16 protein-coding genes and 1 pseudogene are annotated in these 18601 nt (G+C 73.3%); 2 read left to right on the top strand and 15 right to left on the bottom strand.

Annotation, left to right across the window (positions count from 1 at the left end):
• Positions 1–3 precede the first annotated feature (3 nt).
• The 10 genes and pseudogenes from ruvB to VMV22_14900 all read right to left on the bottom strand — a co-directional run bounded on the left by ruvB (position 4) and on the right by VMV22_14900 (position 9646).
• Positions 4–1212, bottom strand: coding sequence for a Holliday junction branch migration DNA helicase RuvB (gene ruvB, locus VMV22_14945; GenBank protein ID HUY23627.1), 1209 nt, complete (start codon positions 1210–1212; stop codon positions 4–6).
• Entirely contained in the window at positions 1209–1808 is a 600-nt protein-coding gene (gene ruvA, locus VMV22_14940) for a Holliday junction branch migration protein RuvA (protein HUY23626.1), read from the bottom strand. Before ruvA ends, ruvB begins: the two co-directional genes overlap by 4 nt.
• Complete coding sequence (ruvC, locus tag VMV22_14935) at positions 1805–2317, bottom strand: crossover junction endodeoxyribonuclease RuvC (protein HUY23625.1); 513 nt, start codon at positions 2315–2317, stop codon at positions 1805–1807. The genes ruvA and ruvC overlap by 4 nt, the downstream gene beginning before the upstream one ends.
• 213 nt (positions 2318–2530) lie before the next feature.
• Positions 2531–3283: a YebC/PmpR family DNA-binding transcriptional regulator gene (locus VMV22_14930; GenBank protein HUY23624.1), complete on the bottom strand. Its 753-nt coding sequence runs from the start codon at positions 3281–3283 to the stop codon at positions 2531–2533.
• A 3-nt stretch (positions 3284–3286) separates the two neighbouring features.
• Positions 3287–3967, bottom strand: a complete 681-nt coding sequence (gene pdxT, locus VMV22_14925) for a pyridoxal 5'-phosphate synthase glutaminase subunit PdxT (protein ID HUY23623.1) — start codon at positions 3965–3967, stop codon at positions 3287–3289.
• 37 nt (positions 3968–4004) lie between these two features.
• Positions 4005–4865 (bottom strand): annotated as a pseudogene (gene pdxS, locus VMV22_14920) (pyridoxal 5'-phosphate synthase lyase subunit PdxS).
• A 182-nt stretch (positions 4866–5047) separates the two neighbouring features.
• Complete coding sequence (locus VMV22_14915; GenBank protein ID HUY23622.1) at positions 5048–5866, bottom strand: M48 family metalloprotease; 819 nt, start codon at positions 5864–5866, stop codon at positions 5048–5050.
• Positions 5867–6527: 661 nt separating this feature from the next.
• Positions 6528–7643 carry a glycosyltransferase family 4 protein gene (locus VMV22_14910; GenBank protein HUY23621.1) on the bottom strand — a complete coding sequence of 372 codons (1116 nt, stop codon included), beginning with the start codon at positions 7641–7643 and terminating at the stop codon, positions 6528–6530.
• A 14-nt stretch (positions 7644–7657) separates the two neighbouring features.
• Positions 7658–8719, bottom strand: a complete 1062-nt coding sequence (locus VMV22_14905) for a phosphatidylinositol mannoside acyltransferase (protein HUY23620.1) — start codon at positions 8717–8719, stop codon at positions 7658–7660.
• Between the two features lie 21 nt (positions 8720–8740).
• Positions 8741–9646: a CDP-alcohol phosphatidyltransferase family protein gene (locus VMV22_14900; GenBank protein ID HUY23619.1), complete on the bottom strand. Its 906-nt coding sequence runs from the start codon at positions 9644–9646 to the stop codon at positions 8741–8743.
• 689 nt (positions 9647–10335) lie between these two features.
• Here VMV22_14900 and fusA point away from each other — a divergent pair.
• Positions 10336–12396, top strand: coding sequence for an elongation factor G (fusA, locus tag VMV22_14895; GenBank protein ID HUY23618.1), 2061 nt, complete (start codon positions 10336–10338; stop codon positions 12394–12396).
• Positions 12397–12424: 28 nt separating this feature from the next.
• Here fusA and VMV22_14890 read toward each other — a convergent pair whose 3' ends face one another.
• The 4 genes from VMV22_14890 to npdG are packed head-to-tail and all read right to left on the bottom strand — an operon-like array spanning position 12425 to position 16972.
• On the bottom strand, positions 12425–12946 hold the full coding sequence (locus VMV22_14890; protein HUY23617.1) for an HIT domain-containing protein: 522 nt from the start codon (positions 12944–12946) through the stop codon (positions 12425–12427).
• Positions 12947–12958: 12 nt separating this feature from the next.
• Positions 12959–15070: a threonine--tRNA ligase gene (gene thrS / locus VMV22_14885; protein HUY23616.1), complete on the bottom strand. Its 2112-nt coding sequence runs from the start codon at positions 15068–15070 to the stop codon at positions 12959–12961.
• Complete coding sequence (locus VMV22_14880) at positions 15067–16293, bottom strand: cysteine--tRNA ligase (protein HUY23615.1); 1227 nt, start codon at positions 16291–16293, stop codon at positions 15067–15069. Before VMV22_14880 ends, thrS begins: the two co-directional genes overlap by 4 nt.
• A 10-nt stretch (positions 16294–16303) precedes the next feature.
• The gene (gene npdG / locus VMV22_14875) at positions 16304–16972 is read right to left on the bottom strand and encodes an NADPH-dependent F420 reductase (GenBank protein HUY23614.1); all 669 of its coding nucleotides are present in this window, start codon (positions 16970–16972) and stop codon (positions 16304–16306) included.
• Between the two features lie 84 nt (positions 16973–17056).
• Between npdG and fabI the strand changes: the two genes are divergently transcribed.
• Positions 17057–17842 (top strand): enoyl-ACP reductase FabI, encoded by a 786-nt coding sequence (fabI, locus tag VMV22_14870; protein ID HUY23613.1) that lies wholly within the window; start codon positions 17057–17059, stop codon positions 17840–17842.
• A gap of 50 nt (positions 17843–17892) precedes the next feature.
• Here fabI and VMV22_14865 read toward each other — a convergent pair whose 3' ends face one another.
• Positions 17893–18303, bottom strand: coding sequence for a PadR family transcriptional regulator (locus VMV22_14865; GenBank protein ID HUY23612.1), 411 nt, complete (start codon positions 18301–18303; stop codon positions 17893–17895).
• Between the last annotated feature and the right edge of the window lie 298 nt (positions 18304–18601).

Raw genomic sequence — 18601 nt, 5'->3', positions numbered from 1 at the left:
TCGTCACCACAGGGTGGGCGACGCCGCCTGCAGCTGGTGGCTTGGGGCCACCTCGCCCAGGTGAGCGAACGCCCGGGGGGTGGCCACCCGCCCACGCGGGGTCCGTTGGAGCAGGCCCTGCTGGAGGAGGTAGGGCTCGTAGGCGTCCTCGACGGTGTCGGGCTCCTCCCCCACACAGTGCGCCAGCGTCACGAGCCCGACGGGCCGACCGTCGAACCGGCGGCACAGGGTATCGAGAATGGCCCGGTCCACCTTGTCCAGGCCCAGTTCGTCGACGCCGAACAGCTCGAGCCCCTCGGCCGCCAGCGACGCCGTGATGGCGCCCTGGGCGCGCACTTCCACGAAGTCGCGCACCCGGCGCAGGAGGCGGTTGGCGATCCGGGGCGTCCCCCGAGCGCGCGATGCGATCTTCCACGCGCCTTCGAGCTCCACCTCCACACCCAGGATCCCCGCCGAACGCACCACGATCCCCTGCAGGTCGTCGGGCGAGTACAGGTCGAGGCGCCCCACGAAGCCGAACCGGTCGCGCAGCGGGCCTGTCAACAGCCCGGTGCGCGTGGTCGCCCCCACCAGGGTGAACCGGGGCAGGTCCAACCGGATCGAACGGGCCGTCGGCCCCTTGCCGATGAGGATGTCGAGCTTGAAGTCCTCCATCGCCGGATAGAGGACTTCCTCCACCGGCCGCGGCAGGCGGTGGATCTCGTCGATGAACAGGACGTCACCGTGCTGGAGGTCGGTGAGCAGCGCAGCGAGGTCGCCCGCCCGGGCGAGCGCCGGGCCCGACGTGATGCGCAGGCCCACGCCCATCTCGGCGGCAACGATGCCGGCGAGCGACGTCTTGCCGAGACCCGGTGGGCCTGCGAACAGCAGATGGTCGACCGGCTGGTCCCGGCGTCGGGCGGCCTCGAGCACGATCTCGAGGTGCTCGGTCAGCTGTGGCTGGCCCAGGAACTCCTCGAGGCGCCGGGGCCGCAGCCGGACCTCTTCGGCGAACTCGGTCGGGTCGGGCAGCGGGTTGACGGGGCGGGGCATGCCGTCCTCACCCAACGGCTCGGTGCTCAAGGGGTCCAGCGGGCCCAGCGGGTCCATGCCGAACGGGTCGGAGCTCGGCGCGTCGGCTCCGGGCCCCCCGGCAGCACCGGCAGCACCGGCAGCACCGGCAGCACCGGCAGCACCGGCAGCACCGGCCACGACCTCACGACGGCCGCTCACCGGGCGCCCGCCAGCTCCCGCAGCGCCTGCCGGAGCAGTTCCTCGACGGCCCCCTCGTCGGGGACGCCGTCGAGGGCCCGGCGGATCTCGTCGGGGCCGTACCCGAGCTCGGCCAGGGCGGCCCGAACCTCACTGCGGGCCTCGGAGGGCGCCCCGCTCCCCCCCGGCACCCCGTCGCCGGAGAACTCGGGCAGCTCGAGTCGGGACCGGAGGTCGAGGACCAGCCGCGCCGCGGTCTTGCGCCCGACGCCCGGCACGGCACACAGAGCACCGAGGTCCTCGTCCAGGACGGCCCGCACCAGGTCCGGTGGACGCAACGCGCTCAGGACGGAGAGTGCGAGGGCGGGACCGACGCCGTGGGCACCGAGCAACGCCTCGAAGCAGCGGCGCTCCTCGGCCGTGGCGAACCCGTAGAGCACGATGGCGTCCTCGCGCACGTGCGTGTGCACGTGCAACTCGACCGGAGCGCCACGGTCGCCCACCGCGGCGAGCAGGGCGGGCGACACGGTCAGGCGGTACCCCACGCCGCCCACGTCGAGGAGGACCTCGCCCTCGGCGGTGCGGGCCAGGACCTCGCCCCGGAGCCAGCCGATCACCGTTGGCCCCCGGAGCCTGCCGCCTCGATGGCACGGCGCAGGGGTTGAGCGGTCAGGTGGCAGACGGCCAGCGCCAGCGCGTCGGCGACGTCGGGCGGCTTGGGCGTCTGGGCCAGCCCCAGGAGTGCGGCCACCATCCGTTGGACCTGGTCCTTGGTGGCACCGCCGAATCCGACCACGGCCATCTTCACCTCGTTGGCGCTGTACTGGGCGACCTCGCACCCGGCCTCGGCCGCCGCCAGCAGGGCGACGCCGCCCGCCTGCCCGGTGGCCATGGCGGTGCGCACGTTGGTCTGGAAGAAGACGCGCTCGACCACGACGGCGTCGGGCCGCACCTCGGCCACGAGCGAACGCAGCTCCGAGTACAGGACGCGCAGACGCTCCTGGAGCGGCAGGGTCGGCTCGGTGGTCACGACGCCCCCGGCCGTGGCGGCCAGGTCGCTCCCGTAACGTCGCACGACGCCGTATCCGCAGCGCGACAAGCCGGGGTCGATGCCCAGGACGAACACGCGTTCGACTCTAGCAAGGGGGTGTCGGGGGGCGGTGGACCCGTCCGGACGCCAGCGGGCGGCGGTGGATCGGCGCCAGCCGTGGTGGACCGGCGCGAGCCGTGGTGGACCGGCGCCAGCCGTGGTGGGCGCCCGCCGTGGTGGGCGCCCTCGGTCGGTGGCACCCTCGGTCGGTGGCACCCTCGGTCGGTGGCGCCCTCGGTCGGGGCGCCCTCAGTCGGACGAGGCCGCCGCCAGCACCTCGTCGGTCGTGTCGAAGTTGGACCAGACGTTCTGGACGTCGTCGTGGTCGTCGAGCGCCTCGAGGAGGCGGAGCACCTTGCGGACCTCGCCTTCCTGGGTCACGGGCACCGTCGTCGACGGGACCATGGCCAGCTCGGCCGAGTCCGACTTCATCCCGGCCGCGTCGAGCGCGTCGCGCACAGCCGCCAGGTCGTGGGGGGCGGACGTCAGGATCCACTGGTCGCCGTCGTCGGTGAGGTCCTCGGCTCCGGCGTCGAGGGCGACCTCCATGATCTGGTCCTCGTCGAGGGAGCGGGGCAGGGCGATCACACCCTTGCGCGCGAACTGCCAGCCGACCGCACCCGGCTCGGCCATGGAGCCGCCGCTGCGCGAGAAGACGTTGCGGATCTCCGCGCCGGTCCGGTTGCGATTGTCGGTCAGGCACTCCACCATGATCGCCACGCCGCCCGGGGCGTACCCCTCGTACGACACCTCCTCGTATTGCACCCCCTCGAGTTCGCCCGTCCCCCGCTTGATGGCACGCTCGATCGTGTCGAGGGGCACCGACGCGGCGCGCGCCTTCTCGAACATGGTGCGCAGGGTGGCGTTGGTGTTGATGTCGCCCCCGCCCTCGCGTGCAGCCACCTCGAGCTGCCTGATCGCCTTGGCGAAGACCTTCGCCCGCACCTTGTCCACCGCCGCCTTGCGGTGCTTCGTGGTCGCCCACTTCGAATGGCCTGACATTCCCTACCGTCCTTGTCCTTCGGTTCCTCTGGTCCTGTCGTCGCCCACCATCGCCACGAACAGCTCGTGGACCCTCCGGTCCGGCGTGAGCTCCGGGTGGAACGCGGCCACGAGCACGGTGCCCTGGCGGCACAGCACGGGTGATCCGGGCGACCCCCCTGGCCGAGCCGACCCGCGAACGACGTCGTCGCCCCCCGCGAACGCGTCGTCGGCAGGCGGTCCCAGGCGGGCGAGCACCTCGACTCCCGGTCCGACCGTCTCGACCACAGGTGCCCGGATGAACACGGCGTGGAGCGGCGGTCCGGGCAGTGCGGGGGCCGCGAGGTCGCATTCGAACGACTCGAGCTGGCGGCCGAACCCGTTGCGGCGCACGGCGATGTCGATGACGCCGAAGCACCGCTGGTCGGCGCGACCGTCGGCGATGGCGGTGCCGAGGAGGATCATCCCGGCGCACGTCCCCAAGGCCGGCAGCCCGGCGTCGAGCTCCTTGCCCAGCGGCTCGGCGAGACCGGACGACTCGAGGAGCATCGACATCGTGGTCGACTCGCCCCCGGGGAGGACGATCCCGTCGATGCCGGCGAGGTCCTCGGGCCGGCGCACCGGACGGGCGACGACCCCGAGCTCGCTCAGTGCGGCGCGGTGCTCAGCGACGTCTCCTTGGAGGGCGAGGACGCCGATGTCCACCTGGAGGCACCTCGCCGGCGCGTGACGCCATCGATCCCTACCACCCGCGCTCGGACAGCCGCTGTTCGAGTTGACCCACCTGGAGCCCCGGCATGGACGCGCCCAGGCCCCGGCTGACCTTGGTGACGATCTCGGGGTCGTCGTAATGGGTCGTCGCCTCGACGATGGCCCGGGCCCGGCGGGCGGGGTCCTCGCTCTTGAAGATCCCGGATCCGACGAACACCGCCTGGGCGCCGAGCTGCATCACGAGGGCGGCGTCGGCGGGCGTGGCGATTCCGCCCGCACAGAACAGCGGGACGGGGAGCGCCCCGGTGTCGGCGACCTCCTGGACGAGGTCGATGGGCGCCACCAGATGCTTGGCCCAGGCATAGCGCTCGGCCGCGTCGGCCTGTGTGAGCTTCCGGATGTCCCCGAAGATCGACCGGAGGTGCCGGACGGCTTCGACGATGTTGCCGGTGCCCGCCTCACCCTTCGAGCGGATCATGGCGGCTCCCTCGGAGATGCGGCGCAGCGCCTCCCCCAGGTTCGTGGCGCCGCACACGAAGGGCACGCGAAACGCCCGCTTGTCGATGTGATGCGCCTCGTCGGCCGGGGTGAGGACCTCGCTCTCGTCGATGTAGTCGACGCCGAGCGCCTGCAGGATCTGCGCCTCGGCGAAGTGGCCGATGCGCGCCTTGGCCATGACGGGGATCGTCACGACGTGCTGGATCGCCTCGATGAGCGCGGGGTCGCTCATGCGGGCGACCCCACCTTGCGCCCTGATGTCGGCGGGGACGCGCTCGAGGGCCATGACCGACACCGCCCCGGCGTCCTCGGCGATGCGGGCGTGCTCCGCGGTGACCACGTCCATGATCACGCCGCCGCGCAGCATGTCGGCGAGCCCGCGCTTCACGGTGAAGGTGCCGGTGTGGCGGTCACCGCCGGGGGGGACCGCCGGTGATCCGGCCTGTGCGCGTGCAGCCCCGGCAGGGGCTGATTCGGTGGGTGCGGACGAGGTGGTGGGCGCGTCCTCCATATAGCCAGTCTACTCCCGGGGGGTCCGCGCCCTCCCGACGAGGATCGTGCCTGGCGGGCGCCTGCTCACCACTCGTCGAGCGCGGCGATGCGGACGGCGGGTGCGTCGAGCTCACCGACGCCGTCTTCGTCCCTCGCCTCGCCCGGGGCCCCGGGTAGCGGCACGGTCCAGAGCCAGCGCGTGGCCGCGGCCACGCCCCGCTCGGCCAGGCGCGAGGGGGGGACGGGCGCGGGGCCGTCGACCATGACCACGAGCGCGTCCCGGAGCCCCGGGGGAAAGCGGGTCACGGCCACGGCCAATCGGTCGGTGCGGAATTCCCGGCCTCGGCCGGCGAGGGCGTGCACCAGGCCGGCGACGGGCAGGAACGAGGCCCACGGCAGGAGCAACGCTGCCGCCATGGTCGCCGGCGCGATGTCGCCCCGCTTCACGTGCACGAGCTCGTGGGCGAGCACACCTTCGAGGGCCACGGGGTCGAGTGCGTGCAGTAGCCCCGACGTCACGACCAGCACCGCGGCACCGCTGTTGCGGCCGACCGCCAGTGCCCGCCGGGCCGTGTCGTCCACGACGACGATGTCGGGCGCGTCGACGCCCATGGTGGCGCAGAGCCCGTCCACGATGTTCTCCGCCCGGGCGAGCTCGACGTCTCCCCCGTCGCGCACGCCGAGGGCGCGCAGGACCAACCTCGTGGCGCCCCGCCACAACCACACCCACACGACGGCGCCCACGGCCACACCGGCAACCGCACCGACGACGCCCAGCCCGGCGGCGACGCACGCCAGGGTGACGATCGCGAAAACGACAGCGGCGGGTACGCCGACGATGAGCAGCGCCCGCCTCCGATTGTGGCGGGCCTCGGCGACGTCTCGCCTGGTCCCCGGGAGCACCGCCGGCGACGCCGTGTCGCTCGTGGCCGTGACGACGGCGACCGTCTCTCTCGACCGGTCGCCTCCTGGGCCGCCGGATCGCCCTGCGGAGTCGCGCCCGCCGTGGCCACGCCCACCTCCGCCGCCACCGCGCCCACCGCTGCCCGCGCCACCGCCACTCCCGCCGCGGCCGCGGCCACCACCACCCCCGGGACCTCGACCCGAGCCCCCGCTGCGACTGCGGTTCGATCCGCCGCCCGAGCCCCGGTTCCGGGACCGCCCGCCTCCGGAGCGACCACCGCTACCCGAGCCACCCCCGCCGTTGCCGTTGCCGCCGCCGCCTCCTCGGCCCCGACCGCCGCCGCCCCGACCGCCGCCGCCCCGGCCGCCGCCGGATCCCCCGGAGCCCGAGCCGGCTCTACCGCCGGAGCCTCCGGTGCCCGTTCCTGCCCGGGCACCCTGCGATCCCGAGCCGCCCGGGCCGCCGGCCCGTCCGCCCGCCGAAGCGCCGCCGCCGGCGGCGTTGGCGGCGGCGTTGGCGTTGGCGTTGGCGGCGCCACCCTGCCCCGACGGGCGGCGGCGGGACCGCGAGCGCCGTCGGGGCGACGGACCTGGTGCGCCTTCGACGGTCATAGCCCTCGAAGTGTACGGCCCGGGGCCGGCGCCTCGATGCCGGTCCCGGTCAGCGTCGGTGGGCCCCGGCGACGGCCTGCTCGTAGATCTGCACGTACCGGGCGGCCACGGTGGGCATGGCCCACTGTGAGGCGTGCTCGAAGGCGGCGTCGAGCGCCGCGGGCGCGCACCGCCCGGTCCCGGCGGCGGCATCGGCGGTCACGGCCGCCAGGGCGAGGCGGAGAGCCTCGACGTCGCCCGGCGGGACGAGCACGGCGTGGTCGCCCACGACCGACGCATACCCGGGAAGGCCACTCGCCACGACCGCGGTGCGCGCCGCCATCGCCTCGAGCAGCACGACCCCGAAGGACTCGCCCCCCAACGACGGCGCGCACAGCACGTGGGCGCCCGCCAGGCGCGCCGCCAGCTCGTCATCGCCGACCCGGCCGAGCCAGACCAGCCGGGGGCTCGGTGGATGACGTCGCTGCAGGCGCTCGGTATCGGGGCCCTGGCCCGCCACCCACACCGTCGGCGCGTGCGCCGCATCGAGCCCGCCCACCGCGTCGAGCAGCACCCCGAGGCCCTTGCGCTCCTCGTGGCGCCCGACGAACAGGATGGTCGGGCCGTCGGTGGTCCACGGTGAGGCGCGCGCGAACCGCTCCATGTCGATGCCGTTGCCCACGATCTCGTAGGACCCGCCGAGTGCGTCCCGGGCCGTGGACTCGGCCTCGGCCGACACGGCGCAGCGCACCGCCAGGCGGTTCGCCGCCAGGCGGGCGAGCGGTCGCAGCAACCGGTAGGCGGTGCTGGCGCCCGCCCGGTGGAACGTCCCGATCTTGGGGAGGGCGCAAGCCACCAGGCAGCCGTAGCCGGGGCCCGGCGCCAGCGGTTCGTGCAGGTGCAGCACGTCGAAGCCGCCGCCGCGCACGGCGCGCACGGCGCGCACGGCTGCCGCCGGCGAGAGCGACACGGGGGCGACCGACCCGTTGGCGGGGAGCGCGACGGATCCTCCCAGCCGCACCACGGCGGCGGGGGTGAGACCGGGGACGTCGACATCGCCGTCCGCGGGGGCCAGCACCACCGTGTCGTGCCCGGCCGCGGTCAACGCCCGGGCCAGCCCGATCACCTGCCCCTGGACGCCGCCGGGACGGCTCAGGCTGTACGGGCACAGCATGGCGACGCGCACGGCCGCCCCGATGGTCAGGCGGCGGAGCCGCCGAGGGTGCCGCCCGCCGTCCCGGGCTCCCCGACGTCCGGCCCCGTGAGGTCGCTCGGCCAGTTGGGCTGGAAGACGTGCCACTGCTCCGGGGCACGCCGGATGAGCTCCTCCAGATCGCGGGCGATCTGCTGCGTGACGCGACTCACGTCGTCGCGCAACGAGGTCGTGCGTTCGATGGGGACCGGGTCCATGATCACGGCGGTGTGCTCCCGTCCCGGTCCGCTGTACACGGCGGTCGGCAGGACGACCGCGCCCGTACGCAGGGCGAGCATGGCGGGGCCACCGGGCATCGTCGTCCGCTCACCGAAGAACTCCACCTCGACGCCGTTGCCGCCGATGTCACGGTCGCACAGCAGTCCAACCAGCTTCCCCGCCCGCAAGGTGCGTAGGAGCACTCCGCTGGCGCCGGACCCGAGGGGCACGATCGTGAGCCCCATCGCCTCTCGCTGCGCCACGAACCACTCGTACATCTCGGGCGGTTCGAGCGGTTCGGCCACGCTCGTCATCGGGTAGCCCTGCAGTGCCAGCCAGGAGCCTCCCCACTCCCAGCTCCCGATGTGCGGGAGGGCCATGATCACGCCGTTGCCGGCCTCCATGCCCGTCACGAGGTGTTCCCACCCGCTCTCGATCAGCATGCGGTCGGCGACGACGTCGGCGCTGAGCACGGGGAGGCGCGCGCCTTCGAGCCAGTAGCGCGCGTAGGAGAGGAAGGCGCGTCGCGTGTAGGCGGTCACCTCGGCCTCGCTGAGCCCCGGCCCCACCACGCGGCGGATGTGCCGCTCGTACATGGCGCGGGCCCCGCTGCGCGTCGCGGAGAGCGCCACGGCGACCGCGGCGGCGGCACCGGCGGCCACCGGCTCGGGCAGCTTCTGCATCGCCGTGCCGAGCGACCGGTACACCAGGTACGCGGTCCGGGAGCCGGAGCCCTGGTCCCCGTCGGCACCGGGGCCCGCTCTCCCGGCACCGGGGCCCGTGGTCGCGTCGGCGCCGGGGATCGAGGCGTCGTCGGCACCGGCGCCCTCGGGCTGTGACGCGTCAGGCACCGCCGCGGTCGCGTCGATGGCTCAGAAGCCGCGCGACACCGGCCGGCGGCCGGCGCGCGCCGCGGGCCGCGCCGCCCGCCGCGCCCGCCAGATCCGACCCGAACGGCTCGACGGGACGGCCGCCCGGCGCGCCCGCCACCGGCCCGACGGCTGGGCCGCCCGGCGCTGGGGCGTGGTGCGGACACCGACGCCGTCGCGGTGGGCACGGGCCTCGCGCCACGTGCGCCAGCGGGAGTCGACCCGGCCTTCGCGCCAGCGGGCGAGGGCCCGGCGCGTGACGTCGGCGTCGGCATCGGCGTCGGCCAGCCCGACACCGGCCACCACGAAGGGCGGCGGGCCCTCGGCTTCCTTCCACACGTTCACGAAGCGGCCGACGGCGGTGGCCGTGAGCAGAGCGAAGAACACCCACAGCGCGGGAACGAAGGCCGCCGTCGAGACCGAGCCGGCGATGAAGCAGAGGCCCAGGAGGATGAAGCGCTCGGCGCGTTCCATGAGGCCGCCCTTGGCCGACAGCCCGAGCAACTCGGCCTTGGCCCGTTGGTACGAGATGAGCGACGTGACCGCCAGGACGGCGAAGGGCAGGAGCACCATCTCGCCGTGGTGGTGCGCTGCGAGGTACCAGGCCACGCCGCCGAACAGGAAGGCGTCGGAAATGCGGTCGGCCACGGAGTCGAAGAACGCGCCGCGTACCGAGGCGCGTCCCGCCGCCTTGGCCACCGGCCCGTCGAAGAGGTCGGGGAGCCCGACGGCGAAGAGCAGCCCGATGCCGGGAAGGAGATGGCCCGAACCGACCACGATGGCGGCGACGACCGACATGGCCAAGCCGAAGATGGTGAGAACGTCAGCGTTTATCCCCGCACGCACCAGCGCCGTGCCAACTGGTTTCGTCGTGCGGTCCACAGCGTCGCGCCAACGACCGTCGAACATGGGGTGGGTTCTTCCTCCGCGGGAGTTCACCTCTATCGTACCATCGGCCCTCGGTCGCTCCTCTGACCTCGGGTCATTCCCGGTTGATCTCCCCGGTTGATCTCTCCGGTTGATCGCCCCGGTCATCGCCCTGGTCATCGCCCTGGTTGATCTCCCCGGTCATCGCCCTGGTTGATCTCCCCGTTCATCGCCCTGGTTGATCTCCCCGGTCATCGCCCTGGTCATCGCCCTGGTCATCGTCGACCGCGGGGCGATCCCGGGTGATCCCCTCCGGTCGCCGTCCCCGGGTCCTCCGTGGGCTCCCCGGCGGAGCACGTCACCCGGCCCGGGGGTTCGGTCGGGGACACCCGGCTCGGGGTTCGGTCGGTCGGGAGCCGGGCAGCGCCGCGGGTAGGGCTGCCGGAAGGAGCCAGCATGCCGCCCCCGACCGCCCCGACCGCCCCGGTCGCCCCCGACCGCCCCGACCGCCCGGTCGCCCCCGACCGCCCCGACCGACCCGGTCGCCTCGATTTCGGCCCATGTCGCCGCCCTCGAGAGCCCATCTCGCCGCCTCGAGAGCCCACGTCGCCGCCCCCGAGGAGGCCCTCGCCCTCACATCGACCGGACGGGCTGACCGCACCGACCGCCATTAGGCTGCGCACCACAGCGGCCACACGCCGGGAGTATCTCGAGGGAGGGAGGTGCGAGCGGTGCCGAGCTACCCACCGTCCCGCATCCGAAACGTCGCCCTGGTCGGACACAACGGTTCGGGGAAGACCACGCTGGCGGAGGCCCTGCTCTTCACCACCGGCGCGGTCAACCGTCAGGGCAGGGTCGACGACGGCTCCACGGTCAGCGACTTCGAGCCCGAAGAGGTCAAGCGCCACATGTCGCTGTCGCTGGCCCTCGTGCCGTGTGTGCTGGACGACGTGAAGCTGAACATCATCGACACCCCGGGGTACGCGGACTTCTTCGGCGAGGTGCGCTCGGCGTGCTCGGTCGTCGACCTCGTGGTCCTCGTCGTGAGTGCGGTGGAAGGCATCGAGGCGCAGACCGAGGCGGCGTGGGACCTCGCCGCCGAGCTGGGGCTCCCCCGTCTGGTGTTCATCAACAAGCTCGACCGGGAGCGGGCCAGCTTCGACCGGACGCTCGGCGCGCTCCGCGAACGCTTCGGCGCCGGCATCGCGCCCCTCGAGCTCCCCGTGGGCGAGGAGTCGGGCTTTCGCGGGATTGCCGACCTCCTCACCGACACCGCAATCATCTACGAGGGTGGCACGTCCGAGTCGGGGCCCATCCCCGACGACCTCGCCGCCACCGAGCACGAGGTGCGCGAGCACCTCGTCGAGGGCATCGTCGTGGGTGACGACGCCCTGATGGAGCGCTACCTGGACGGCGACGTGCCCTCGGGGGCCGAGCTCGAGGCCACTCTCGCCGCCGGCGTGGCCCAGGGCCTCGTCTTCCCGGTGGTGTGCGGGTCGGCGGCTACCGGCGTCGGGATCGACCGCCTGGCGTCGCTGCTGTCCGAGATCGCGCCGACGCCCGACTCACGCCCGCCCGTCGAGGTCCGCGGCGGCGATTCGGTGCACGAGGTGGCGTGCGACCCCGGGGGCCAGCCCCTGGCCCGCGTGTTCAAGACGATCTCCGACCCCTACGTGGGCAAGATCTCCCTCCTGCGCGTCCTGTCCGGGACGATCAGGCCCGACAGCGTGCTCGCCAATTCGCGCACGCACGCCGACGAGCGGCTCCATGTCCTGCAGCTGTTGCGGGGCAAGGAGGCCCAGCCGGCGTCCGAGGCCCAGGCCGGCGACATCGTGGCGGTCCCCAAGCTGTCGGACACGGCGACCGGCGACACGCTGGCACCGAAGGGCACCCCCGTGGTGGTGCCGGCCACACCCCCGGAGCCCGTTGCACTGTCGATCGCCATCCGGCCCAAGTCCAAGGGTGACGAGGACAAGCTCATGACCGGGCTGCACCGGCTCCAGGAGGAGGACCCCGCACTGGTCGTCGAGCGCGTCGACGAGACGCACCAGACGATCCTCCGGGGCACCGGTGAGACCCACCTCGCCGTGGCCGCCGAGCGCCTGGCCCGCAAGTTCGGCGTCGAGGTCGCCACCGAGGACGTGCTCGTGCCCTTCCGGGAGAGCATCACCCAACAATCGGAGGCAGAGGGCCGGTACAAGAAGCAGACGGGCGGCCACGGGCAGTTCGGGGTGGCGTCGATCAGGATCGAGCCCCTCGAGCGCGGGGAGGGCTTCCACTTCGTCGACCAGGTCGTGGGCGGCGCCATCCCGAAGCAGTACATCCCGGCCGTCGAGAAGGGCGTCATCGAGGCCATGGGACAGGGCGGTGTGCACGGCTACCCCGTCGTCGACGTGCAGGTGACCTGCTTCGACGGCAAGTACCACCCCGTCGACTCGTCCGAGATGAGCTTCAAGATGGCCGGGTCGATGGCCTTCAAGGAGGCCATGGCCAAGGCCGGCCCGGTGATCCTCGAGCCCGTCTCGGTGATCGAGGTGACCGTGCCCGCGGCCATGCAGGGCGACGTCCTCGGGGACCTCAACTCGCGGCGGGGGCGCGTGCAGGGCACCGACACCCTGGGCGCGGGCGTGCAGGTCATCACCGCGCTGGTGCCGACCGCCGAGATCCAGCGCTACGCCGTCGACCTCCGCTCCCTCACCGGTGGGCGGGGGCGGTTCCGCGCCGAGCACGACCACTACGACGTGATGCCGGCCAACCTGGTCGAGCGGATGATGAAGGCGAAGGCCGAGTGACGGGGCCCGGGGTCCGGCCGGGCGCGACTCAGCCGGCGGGCCAGCGGTCGTGCAGGCGCTCCCAGCCGGTCGCCAGTGACTCCGGCATCACCCGGACACCCGCCACCGACGTCATGAAGTTGGTATCCCCCGACCACCGGGGCAGGACGTGCAGGTGGAGGTGGGCGGGGATGCCCGCACCCGCGGCCCGGCCGAGGTTCGCCCCCATGTTGATGCCGTCGGGGTCGTAGGCGGCCGTGATCGCCGACGCCGCCTTGCGGGTCGCGTCCCACAGGTCCGCCGATTCCGCGGAGGTGAGCTCGTCGAGCTGGCCCACATGGCGCACGGGCATCACGAGGAGATGGCCGCTGGCGTACGGGTAGGCGTTCATGACGGCGTAGCTCAGCGCACCTCGCCACACCACGAAGTTCTCCGCGCTCGGCGGCCCCGACGCCGCGATGCGGCAGAACACGCAGGCGCCGTCGTCCCCCCGTCGCTCCGCCTCGGTGGCCGACGACACGTACCCGTGGCGCCACCCCGCCCACAGCTGCTCGAGGCTCGACTCACCCACGGCGGCGCACGCTCACCGACCGGGCTCGGCGTCCTGCACCGGCTCGGCCCGCTGCTCGGGCAGCCCCTTGGCCTCGATTTCGGCCGAGACCGCCGCGAGGAAGTCGTCGAGTCGCACACCGCGGTCGGGCCGACCCGAGCCCCGGGCGTTCACCCCCACCGTCCCCCCTGCCGTGTCGTCGTCACCGACGACCAGCACGTAGGGGACCTTCTCGAGCTTCCACCGCCGGATGCGGCCGTTGAGCGGCTCGTCGGCGGCGTCGACCTCGACCCGCATGCCGGCCGCGCGGCAGGCTGCCGCCACCTCGCGGGCGTAGCCGTCGTGGTCGTCGCGCACGGGCAGCACCACCACCTGTACCGGCATCAGCCACGTGGGCAGCGCGCCCGCGTAGTGCTCCAGCAGGATGGCGAAGAACCGCTCCACGGACCCGAACAAGGCGCGGTGGATCATGATCGGGCGGTGCCGGCCGTTGTCGGCCCCCACGTACTCCATCTCGAAGCGCTGCGGGAGCTGGAAGTCGAGCTGGATGGTGGACACCTGCCACGTCCGCCCGATGGCGTCACGCGCCTGTACCGAGATCTTCGGGCCGTAGAAGGCGCCACCTCCCGGGTCCATCACGAAGTCCAGGCCGGCGCTCTCGCCGACCGAGCGCAGCGTCTCGGTGGCCTCGTCCCACTCGTCGTCCGTGCCGACGGCCTTCCCCGCTGGCTTGGTCGACAGCTCCAGGTAGAAGTCGTCGAGGCCGAAGTCGCGCAGCAGGTCGAGGACGAAGTGAAGGACAGACCGCAGCTCGTCGGCCATCTGCTCCCGGGTGCAGAAGATGTGGGCGTCGTCCTGGGTCATGCCGCGCACTCGGGTGAGGCCGTGCACCACGCCCGACTTCTCGTAGCGGTAGACGGTCCCGAACTCGAACAGGCGCAGAGGGAGCTCGCGGTACGACCGCTGCCGGCTCCGGAAGACCAGGATGTGGAACGGGCAGTTCATGGGCTTGAGGTGGTAGGTCTGGCCCTCCTCCAGCTCCATGGGCGGGAACATTCCCTCCGCGAACCAGTCGAGGTGCCCCGAGATCTCGAAGAGCTCCGACTTGGTGATGTGCGGCGTGTACACGAAGTCGTAGCCGCCGTCGATGTGGCGCTGGCGCGAGTACTCCTCCATCAGGCGCCGGATCGTGGCCCCCTTGGGGTGGAAGACGGCGAGCCCCGAGCCGATCTCGGTCGGGAACGAGAAGAGATCGAGCTCCGCCCCGATGCGCCGGTGGTCGCGCCGCTCGGCCTCCTCCACCCGGTGCAGGTACGCGGCCAACGCCTTGTCGGACTCCCAGGCGGTGCCGTAGATGCGTTGCAGCTGGGGACGCTTCTCGTCGCCGCGCCAGTAGGCGCCGGCCACCCGCAGCAGCGTGAAGTGCCCCAGCCGGCCCGTGGAGGGGACGTGCGGCCCCCGGCACAGGTCGACGAAGCCGGCCCCGGGCGCAGGACCCGCGCCGGCACCCGCGCCGGCACCCGCGCCGGCACCCGCGCCGGCACCCGCGCCGGCACCCGCGCCGGCAGGGTTGCGGTAGGCGCTCACCGCGGCCGCGTCGGGGGCGATGTCGGCGGCGGCCTCGGCCGACAGCTCGGCGTCCGCCGCCCCGCCCCGCACTCCTTCGATGATCTCGCGCTTGAAGGGCTGGTCGGCGAAGAGGGCGAGCCCCTCGTCGATGGTGTGCTCCTCGCGCACGAAGGGCTGGTCCTGCGCGATGATGGCGCGCATCTTCTCCGCGATGCGATCCAGGTCGTCGTCGCTGAAGGTCGCCCCGCCCGGGAGCTCGAAGTCGTAGTAGAAGCCGTCGGCGATGGCCGGGCCGATGGCGTAGCGGGCGCCGGGCCACAGGGCCAGCACGGCCTGGGCGAGCACGTGGGCGGTGGAGTGGCGCAGCACGGCGCGCCCGGCGTCGCTGTCCTCCGTGATGATCGCCACCTCGGCGCCCTCGGGGAGCGGCGCCCCCAGGTCCACCGGGTCGCCGTCGACGGTGGCGGCGACCGCCGCCTTCGCCAGCCGCCGGCCGATGGATTCGGCCAGGTCGTGCGCCGAGGAGCCGTCGGGCAGCTCCTTGCTCGAGCCGTCGGGGAGCCGGACGCCGGTCACAGCGACACCCCGAGCAGCGCGGCGCCGTCGCGCACGTCCCGGCCCGCGCCGGCTTCCTCGTCGAGCACCGCCAGCGCGCCCGGGGCGTTCAGGTCGGCGTCGAGGCAGCTCCGGACGGCGTCGAGCGCCGGCGTCGCCCCGGCCGCACCCCCACCGACGCCCCCGCTCGCCGTCACGACGCCGCCGACGCCACCGCCACCCCCACCGACGCCACCACCACCCCCGACGACGCCACCGCCACCGCCACCGACGCCGCTCGCCGTCCGCCACCGGTCCAGCCGGTCGGCGGCCCGCTCGAGGTCGCCGCGCTCCCAGTTCCAGTCGGTGCGGTAGTGGTGCCCCAGGAGCGCGAGGCGCACGACCATCGGTTCCCAATCCTTCAGGAGGTCCCCCACGAAGACGAGATTGCCCAGGGACTTGGACATCTTGATCCCGTCCAGCCCGACCATCCCGACGTGGAGCCAGTGGCGCGAGAACGTCTTCCCCGTGACGGACTCGGACTGTGCCGTCTCGCACTCGTGGTGCGGATAGACGAGGTCGCTGCCCCCGCCGTGGAGGTCGACGGTGTCACCGAGGTCGCGCATGGCGAGCGCCGAGCACTCGATGTGCCACCCGGGACGGCCCGGGCCCCAACGTGACTCCCACGACGGCTCGTCGGGTGCCGAGGGCTGCCACAGGACGAAGTCAAGGGGGTCGCGCTTGTTGGGGTCGTCGGGGTTGCCGCCCCGTTCGGCCGCCAGGACCAGCATCTCCGGGCGCGACAGGTGGCTCACCTGGCCGAACCGGGGGAACGTCGATATGTCGAAGTACACCGCGCCGCCCGAGCTGTACGCGTGCCCCGTGTCGAGCACGGCGCCGATGAGGGAGAGGATCTCCGGGATGGCGGACGTGGCGCGCGGCTCACGGAAGACGGGCAGGAGGCCGAGCGCCTGCATGTTGGCGTCGAAGCGGGCCATCTCCTCGGCCGCGAGGTCGAGATAGTGGACGCCGAGCTCGCGCGCCTTGCGCAGGATGTCGTCGTCGACGTCGGTGACGTTGCGGACGAGCCTGGGCTCGTGCCCCAGGTCGATCAGGCGCCGCTGCAGGATGTCGAAGGTGAGGTACACCTGCGCGTGCCCGACGTGCGCGGCGTCGTAGGGGGTGATGCCGCACGAGTACATGGTCACGGTGCGGTCGGGGTCGAACGCGACGATCTCGCCGCGCGGCGTGTCGTGGAGGTACATCACCGGGCCGTCACCCGGCTCCGACGTGGTCCAGGCCCGCCAGGCGCAGCGAGCTGTGGGCCCTGTAGCGGACGTTCAGGTTGACGAGAACGGCGGTGAAGGACTCGATGGCGGAGGCGGCCGCCAGGCTCCCGGCGTCGAGCGGGCGCAGGCCCTCGATCGAGCGCATCAGGGCCATGGCCGCCTCGGTGGCCTCCGCATGGTCGGAGCAGACGAGCACGTCGGCGCCGAGGGAACGGTCGAGGTCCTCGAGCTCCGAGGCCGGCAGGTGGTGGCCGGCGGCGACCACCAGGGAGCCGGGGAGCCCGGCCTGCACGGCGGCGGCGATCGACCCGCGCGGGGGGATCAGGGGGTGCAGTTCCCGACCCTGCTTGACGAGGGCGTTGGCCACCGAGACCACGACCTTCCCGGCCAGCTGGCCGGCCAGCGGACGGATCGTCGGGGCGGCGGCGTCCCACGGGGTGGCCACCACGACCACCTCGCCTGCCGCGGCAGCGTCGTTGCCCGCCCCGTCGAGGGCGAGGTCCCGGTCGGCCCAGCGGTCGTGCAGCTCGCCGACCACGGTCGCGGCCCGCTCGGCATCGCGCGACCCGATGGTCACCGACGCCCCGGCCGCGGCCAACCGCAGCCCCAGCCCCCGACCGAGGGGACCGGTTCCCCCGAGGATCCCGACGTGCATCGGAACACACTGGCACACCGGCTCCCGCGGCTGATTCAGCCTCGCCCCCGGCTCGGTCCGCGGCCTCGGGTAGGGTCCCCGACGGTGTCATCCCACGGCGGCCTTCTCCAGGGGAAGCGGATCCTCGTGACCGGCGTCCTCACCGACGCCTCACTCGCCTTCGGCGTCGCCCGGCTGGCCCAGGCGGAGGGAGCCGAGATCGTCCTGTCGGGCGCGGGGCGGGGCCTGTCGCTCACGCGGCGCACGGCGCGCAAGCTCGACACCGCGGTGGACGTCATCGAGATCGACGTCACCAATGCCGACCACCTGCAGGCCGCGGCCGACGACCTCGCGGCGCGCTGGGGACGGGTCGACGGGATCCTGCACGCCATCGGCTTCGCGCCCCAGGAATGCCTCGGGGGGGACATCCTGCGGGCCGGGTGGGCCGAGGTGGCGGTGGCCCTCGAGGTCTCGGCGTACTCGTTGAAGGCGCTCGTCGGTGCGATGCGGCCGCTGCTCAGCGCGGCCGGGCGGTCGTCGGTGGTGGCCCTCGACTTCGACGCCCGGGTGGCGTGGCCCGCCTACGACTGGATGGGTGTCGCCAAGGCCGCCCTCGAGTCGTTGTCGCGCTACCTGGCGCGGGACCTGGGCCCCGAGGGGGTGCGCGTCAATCTGGTGGCCGCCGGGCCGATACGGACGATGGCGGCCAAGTCCATCCCGAGCTTCAAGGCGTTCGAGGACACCTGGGGGGGCCGGGCACCGCTCGGGTGGGACGTCAACGACGCCGAGCCCGTGGCGCGGGCGTGCGTGGCACTGCTGTCGGACTGGTTCCCGATGACGACGGGCGAGATGGTGCACGTCGACGGGGGCGTCCACGCCATGGGCGCTTAGCGCCGCCGGCCGCCGGGCGTCGGCTCGGTCCTCCGGCTCGGTCCTCCGGCTCAGTCTTCCGACAGGATCTTGTAGAGCTCCTTGCTCGTGGCGCGGATGGCGGTCGTGGCCCGTTCCATCTGCGACGTGTCGCCGAGCCGTGCGATCTGCTTGGCGGCGACGAACATCTGGGCGGCGGCCCTGATGAGCCCGTGGAACTCGTTGGCGTCGTCGTCGGCGTCCCAGGGTGCGGTCCCCTGCCGCTCGGCGCGCGCCGCGGCCTCGGTACGGCCGGCGTCGGTGAGTTCGTAGACCCGCTTGCCGTCGCGTTGCTCCGAGAGCACGAGCCCCTCGTCCTCGAACAACTGCAGCGTCGGGTATACCGAGCCGGGGCTGGGCCGCCAGGTGCCGCCGCTCTTCTCCTCGAGCCGCCCGATGATCTCGTAGCCGTGCGCGGGACCGTCGGTGAGTGCAGAGAGCAACGCGGTGCGAATGTCTCCACGGCGCATGCGCCGTCCGCCACCTCGCCACCCGCCCCAGTCGCCGCCCCAGTCAGCACCGCGCCACGGCGGTCCGCCGTGTCGGCCTCGGGGTCCCTTCATCTTCATGTGGTGGTTCATCACTGACTCCTCCTCGTCGTTTCGACTCTCGGTTCTCTCGGGCGGACTCCGCCCGGAATCCTGCCGGAGAACTGTTCTCGTACGTTCACGATATATCACGACTGTTCCAGCTGCAAGCCCTGTCGTCCCCGGCGCCTCCCGTCGTGATCATCGACTCGTG

This window comes from Acidimicrobiales bacterium (assembly GCA_035531755.1).
Taxonomy (GTDB): domain Bacteria; phylum Actinomycetota; class Acidimicrobiia; order Acidimicrobiales; family UBA8190; genus DATKSK01.
The sequence above is the reverse complement of the archived record's forward strand: the minus strand, read 5'-3'. Positions and strand labels throughout refer to the sequence as shown.

Bases quoted from the DNA above. Each gene is read 5' to 3' on its own strand.
- VMV22_14930 (HUY23624.1), bottom strand. From the start codon at position 3,283: ATGTCAGGCCATTCGAAGTGGGCGACCACGAAGCACCGCAAGGCGGCG.
- VMV22_14900 (HUY23619.1), bottom strand. From the start codon at position 9,646: ATGTTCGACGGTCGTTGGCGCGACGCTGTGGACCGCACGACGAAACCA.
- npdG (HUY23614.1), bottom strand. From the start codon at position 16,972: ATGCACGTCGGGATCCTCGGGGGAACCGGTCCCCTCGGTCGGGGGCTG.
- VMV22_14880 (HUY23615.1), bottom strand. From the start codon at position 16,293: ATGTACCTCCACGACACGCCGCGCGGCGAGATCGTCGCGTTCGACCCC.